This is a genomic window from Glycocaulis sp. (assembly GCF_052168375.1).
Classification (GTDB): Bacteria; Pseudomonadota; Alphaproteobacteria; order Caulobacterales; family Maricaulaceae; genus Glycocaulis.
This window is the reverse complement of the sequence record NZ_JBQLZR010000297.1, coordinates 1-5,312: the sequence shown is the minus strand read 5'-3', so window position 1 is coordinate 5,312 and position 5,312 is coordinate 1. Positions and strand designations below refer to the sequence as shown.

Genomic DNA, 5,312 nt, shown 5'->3' with positions numbered 1-5,312 from the left:
CAATCTCCACGGTCCTACCATAGCCCGAGCGCCAACCGGCGTAAACGACGGTGCCCTGCGCCGCTGCAGCGATAGGGGTGCCCCGCGCACCGGCAAAGTCCCGCCCGGTGTGGAAGGCCGGACGGCGTGTGAACGGATCGATACGCGAGCCATAGGGGCTGGTATCGCGATAGGGGCCGGAAATCGGAAGGTTGAGCGGCGTCGCCGACAGGGCGCGCTCCAGCTCTTCAAGTTCCACGAGACGCGAGGCGATACGCGCGACGCGGGCGTTGAACGGATCGGAGAGGTCGAGGCCTTCACCGATAAGCGAGGCATTGTCGATGGCCACGAACGGACCGCCTGTTCCTTCATCGCCCGAACGGCCTTCGCGGACAACTTCTTCGAGGCGAAGGCCGGTAAGGCGAAGGACTGCACGAAGGTTTTCAAGCCGGGCCTCGGCGGACTCTTCTGCGCGCGTGAGGGCCTCGTCCTGATCCGTCATCAGGCTGGCGACCCGTCCTTCCGCGCCGCTGCCGTCGGTTTCGTGCGATGCGGTGCGCAGGAGGGACTCGCGCGGCTCGGTGTCGGCAACACCGGCGGCCATCAGGATGCGGCCATTATCGAGGCTGGGGCTTAAGTGTTCCTCGCCGATCTGGAGGTCTTCGGCAAAGTCGAGCAGGCGGCGGACCGTATCGTGACGGACCTGAAACTCGCCGGCAGTCCGGTCAAACGCATCGCTGCGTGATTCCAGGAAGGCGATGGCTGCCGCCTCGGCGGCGCGGGCCTCTTCCAGCTGGGCCTGATAGGCGGAGATGGTTTCGTTGAAGCGGGCCGAACGCATCATGTCCGACCGGCCTTCCAGCAGCATGTTGACCGTCGAAATGGTCAGCCAGATGGCGATGCCGCAGGCGACGGCCAGAGCCCCCACCTGCATTTCCGTGGTAATCGCGAAATAGCGTACCTGACCATCACTGCGATGGTATATCTGCCGGTCCGGGAAGCGCTGTCTGATCAGCTCCCAAGGGCCAGCGAGAAGACGTTTTACCATGCGCTCCCGCCCGGTTTTTCGTGGAATATCCCGCCTCGAAGCCGAAACACTCGCACAGGAATGTGACAATTTTCAACCAGTTCCGTGCAATCGGATGCAACCTTCAGGCCGGTTCCGCGTTGGCGCCCGGTATCCTTTTGTTAATTCAATGTGTTAACCGTCTATTACGGAAGCAGCGGCTCGTAGAAATCCGGCTCGAGTCCCGCTTCTGCGCGGGCAATCGCATTAACGGGCAGTTTCAATCCGCCCCGGAATCGTTCGCGCACCAGGCGATGAAACGTCTCGCGTGTATCAACGCCGCGTTTGGCACACACATGGTCGAGCCAGCGCCGTCCGGCCGCGACATGACCGATCTCTTCGTTATAGATCGTGGTCAGGATGGCTGCGCTGGTTTCATCACCTGCGCCCTTCAGCCGTTCGATCATGCCGGGCGTCACGTCCAGCCCGCGCGCCTCCAGCACCAGAGGCGCAATGGCGAGCCGGGCCGCTATGTCGTCTGCTGTCGAGATGGCGGCGGACCATAGCCCGTCATGGGCATCAAGATTGCCATAGGCGCTGCCGAGTTCAGCCAGCCGGTCCTCGACCATCAGGAAATGGCGCGCCTCGTCATCGCCAACACCGATCCAGTCATTGATGAAGGCGTGGCGAGCCTCGCCGTCCAGTTCCGGCGAGCCGGAAAAGCGGGCGACCATGTCGAAGGCAAGGTCAATCGCATTGAACTCTATATGCGCCAGCGCGTGCAGCAGGGCCGCGCGGCCCGCCTCGCTGTTGAGCCTGCGGCGCGGGACGGCGCCTGGCGGCACGAGGCGGGGGCGCTCCGGCCGGGCGGGCCGTTCCGGGACACGGACCGGTTCTGCGGTTTCGGCCGCCAGCTCGCCCTGCCGCCAGAGTGCCGCGACCTCACGGGCCCGCAAGGCCTTGGTTGACGGACCGGCGGTCTCAAGAACGCTGATAGCGGCGCTGGCGACCGAAAGGCTCACAGTCAGCCTTTCACGGCGGCAAGAACCTCGTCGACATGACCGGGCACTTTCACCTTGCGCCACAGGGCTTTCAGCTTGCCGTCCGGGCCGATCACGAAGGTTGAACGGTCAATGCCCCAATAGGTCTTGCCGTACATCTGCTTTTCCTGCCATGCCCCGTAGCGTTCGGTCACATCGCCTTCGGCGTCGGAGGCGAGTATGACCTTGAGATCATGCTTGGCGCGGAACTTGCCATGTTTCGCAGCCGTATCCTTTGAAACGCCTACGACAACTGCACCTGCCGCCTCGAACTCGTCAATTTTCTCGCTAAACCCGATAGCTTCCTTCGTGCATCCCGGAGTGTCGTCCTTCGGGTAGAAATAGAGAACCACCGTCTTGCCCTTGAAGTCTGACAGCGAAACGGTTCCTGCACTGTCGGTCGGCATCGAGAAATCGGGGGCCGCATCGCCGGGCTTGAGGTTGCTCAATGGTTTTCTCCCTTGTCTGCCTGATGGCTGGCTGGTTCTTGAAAGGGCAGATGTGGGTGCCGGTGCGCTCGCGTCCAGTGGCCCGATGAAAAACAGGTGCCCGTGCTAGTCCGCAGCGCCCGCCTTTTCCTTGTCTACACGCTGGAAGCTGTTGCTGTCCTGATGGCGCTGGCCATTTTCGCAGCGGCCGCACTTCTCTGGCGCCTGGCCAGCGGTCCGGTGGATGTTGACGCTGTCGCTGCCGGCCTGCGCCCCGCTATTGCCACTGCGCTGGGCGGCGAGGAAGCGAGCTATGCCAGCGCCAGCATCGCCTACGCTCCCGATACCCGTGCGCTCGTCGTCAACATGAACCAGCTGCAGGTCGCAGGCGCTGATGGCTCCGTCCTGGCAACCGCCGAACGTGTCGAGCTGGCGCTGGCGCTCGACCAGCTTGTCATCGGCCGGGTGCGCCCGGTGGCGATCAACGCGGTGGGCGGGGTCTATACGGTGCGCCGCGATGCCTCTGGCGAGTTCAGCGCGACGCTCGGCGGACGCACAGCACAAGCCGGAGATCAGGGGGGCGGAAGGGAAGCCAGCGCCCTGCTTGGCCGCTTGCAGAGCGCCAGCATCACCGGAGCTGAACTGCGCTTCGAGGATGCCTTGAGCGGGCTTGATGCGCGCTTCACCGATGCGGGCGTGACGGTACGCCGGGCAGACGGGGCGCTGCGTATGGCGGCCAGTGCCGGACTGCTGGCTCCTGCCGGTATCGTGCCGGTATCGGTTGAGCTGGAAACGGGTGCAGGCTTCGAGACCGTGTTTCTCGCCTTCTCCACGCAAGGTCTTGTCCCGGCGACGCTCGGCAATCTGCACGGAGCCTGGGCACAGCTGGGCGCGATCGATCTGCCTCTCGATTTCGAGCTGGTCCTGGATGCCAGCCGGAGTGACGGCTTGCGCGCGGTTGAGTTGCGGCTGGACGCTGATCAGGGGGCCGTCCGTCAGGGCGAGGAAACCCTGGAGATTGCGTCGGCGGAGATACGGGCGTCACTGGATGCACTCGCAGGCGAGCTGGAACTGCGCCGCCTCTTCCTCGCCTCCGACCGGCTCAACCTTGATGCATCAGGGCGCCTGTTCGACTTTGCAGGCTACGATAATGCGCTGCCATCACAGGCGCGCTTTGCGCTCGATCTCGGTGAAGGCGGGCTGGAACTGCCCGGCATTCTGCCCGGTCCGGTCGCCTGGACTGGAGCTGCCTTTGAAGGACAGGTCGACACCCGTGCCTTTGAAATGCTGTTCGAGACGGCCAGCGCGCAATTGCTGGGCCTGGAAGCCGGTTTCACCGGACGGCTGGCCCTCGACCCGACGCCGGAGGGGCGCCGACCGGCCATCCTGCTGGAAGGCGGGCTGGATGGCATCGTGCGCAAGGACGCTGTGCTCGCCATGTGGCCGGTGGATTTCGCGCTCGGTGGCCGGGACTGGGTGGTGGCCAATGTCCTTGGCGGTGAAGCCCGCAACTTGCGCGCCCGCATCGACATCCCCGCAGAGGCCTTCCTGGCAGGCATGCTCGAAGACGAGGACCTTTCCGTCACGTTTGACTATTCCGGCGCAACGGCGCGTTACATCACCACGATGACACCCCTGACCGGGCTTTCCGGCTCGGCAGAGCTTCGCGGCAATTCGCTGGTCCTGCAGGGACGTTCAGGGCGAATTGGCGACCTCCAGATTGACAGCGTGACGGTCGAGATTCCCCGGTTCAATCCGCGTGGAGCAAGAGCTCGCTTCACCGGTGAGGGGCGCGGGTCATTGCCGGACTTCGTGGCGTTGCTCGACCAGCCGCCACTGCAACTGGCCAGTGATTACGGCTTTGACCCTCAATCGCTGGAAGGCGAAGGCGCGGTCAGCTTCGAGATTACCCGTCCGATGCTGCGCAACGTTCCTTATGAGGATATCGGCTTTCTGGTTACGGGCAGGTTTGCTGACGCCGCCGGACCTGCCGGATTTGGCGACATACGCTTTACCGATGGCGATCTGAGTTTCCGGGCCGATAGTGAGGGGCTGGAGGCCAATGGCGACGTGCGCATCGGCCGCTCGCTTGCCCGTCTGGAATGGCGCGAACGCTTCGCCTTGCCCGAAGGCGAGCCTGGCACCCGCATCCGCATCGTCTCCGATGCCGATACACGCGATCTCGATCTGGCCGGCATTCCGGCGCGCGGGGTGATTGATGGCCGTATCGGTCTTGATGCGACGTTTATCGGCAACGGGTTCGACTTCAGCCGCTACGTGGTGATGGGCGACCTTACCGATGCGGCCCTTGTGCTTCCCGAAGATCTCTGGACCAAGCCGCGCGGCATGCCGGCAGCCCTGGAAGTCGTGGCCGAGCAATCGGCGACCGGCGGCGTGGAGATCAGCCGTCTCGCCGTGCTGGGCGATGATCTCGATATTCGCGGCCAGGCGAGCCTTGCCTCTGACGGGCGTCTTCTCTCGGCGCGGTTTAATCAGGTGAATGTTGCCGGGCGCGCCGATCTTTCTGTCACGGCCGGACGCCCTGAAGGGGGCGACGGCCCGCTTGAGCTGAACATTTCCGGGCGCTTTCTCGATGCCAGCGATCTGATTTCCAACCTCATGTCCGGCGGCCTGTTCAGCGGTGATGGTGCCGGATCGGTGGCCCTCATTGCCGATATCGAGACGGTCCAGGCGGGCGCTGTACGCTATGGTGCAGTCGGGCTGGCCATGCAATCCAATGCCGACGGCCTGCAGAGCCTGAACCTTCAGGCCGCGCTTCCCAGAGGACCGGTCTCGCTCGCCCTGGCCCCGCAGCCCGATGGCACACGGCTGCTGGCCGCCTCCAGTGCCGATGCCGGC

Annotated in this window: 4 protein-coding genes; 1 reads left to right on the top strand and 3 read right to left on the bottom strand. The window is 64.3% G+C overall.

The window, feature by feature from the left end:
- The 3 genes from ACTS2Z_RS12120 to bcp all read right to left on the bottom strand — a co-directional run.
- Window positions 1-1,027: DUF5930 domain-containing protein (locus ACTS2Z_RS12120; RefSeq protein ID WP_442573469.1), on the bottom strand; the 1,027-nt coding region annotated here is incomplete at its 3' end.
- Window positions 1,028-1,191: 164 nt separating this feature from the next.
- The gene (locus ACTS2Z_RS12115) at window positions 1,192-2,013 is read right to left on the bottom strand and encodes a ferritin-like domain-containing protein (RefSeq protein WP_442573470.1); all 822 of its coding nucleotides are present in this window, start codon (window positions 2,011-2,013) and stop codon (window positions 1,192-1,194) included.
- Window positions 2,010-2,474, bottom strand: a complete 465-nt coding sequence (gene bcp, locus ACTS2Z_RS12110; RefSeq protein ID WP_442573468.1) for a thioredoxin-dependent thiol peroxidase — start codon at window positions 2,472-2,474, stop codon at window positions 2,010-2,012. Before bcp ends, ACTS2Z_RS12115 begins: the two co-directional genes overlap by 4 nt.
- A gap of 96 nt (window positions 2,475-2,570) precedes the next feature.
- Between bcp and ACTS2Z_RS12105 the strand changes: the two genes are divergently transcribed.
- Window positions 2,571-5,312 (top strand): YhdP family protein (locus tag ACTS2Z_RS12105; RefSeq protein ID WP_442573467.1); only part of this gene is annotated, 2,742 nt, incomplete at its 3' end.